A 488-nucleotide genomic window follows, 5' to 3' on the forward strand; every position below is an offset into this window, starting at 1 on the left:
AGAACTCGGTCGAGGGCGGCGTGAGCGCCACCCTCGATGCCGTCGCGGTCGGTGAGCCCCTGCGGATCGTGAGGGAGGAACTCGTCGCGATCACGTTCGTCCTCGCGGCCCGGACCGGCGTCCGGCCCGCGGATGTCCGCCGGATCTCGACGCACGGCCATGCCTGGGCCCAGTGCCGCGGCTGGGTCGACGCTAACATTCCGAATGTAGAATATCTTCCGTCCTCGTCGACGGCGGCGGCGGCGCACGGCCTCGCCGCGGGCGGCTATGACGCGGCCATCTGCTCGCCCCTGCTGGCGGAACGCCTCGGTCTGGAGGTGCTTGCCGCGGACATTGGAGACGTCTCCGACGCGGTGACCCGCTTCATCCTCGTCACCCGGCCCACGGTGCTGCCGGCGCCCACCGGCGCCGACAAGACCTCCCTGGTGATCCCCCTCCCCGAGGACCACCCCGGGGCCCTGATGGAGATCCTTGACCAGTTCGCCGCG

The 488-nt window shown here is 71.1% G+C and carries 1 protein-coding gene; it reads left to right on the top strand.

Annotation, left to right across the window (positions count from 1 at the left end; genetic code table 11):
- The coding region (locus QZX79_RS17410; protein WP_294570354.1) for a prephenate dehydratase domain-containing protein at positions 1 to 488 on the top strand (488 nt) is incomplete at both ends.

This window comes from uncultured Arthrobacter sp., assembly GCF_902805515.1.
Classification (GTDB): Bacteria; Actinomycetota; Actinomycetes; order Actinomycetales; family Micrococcaceae; genus Arthrobacter_D.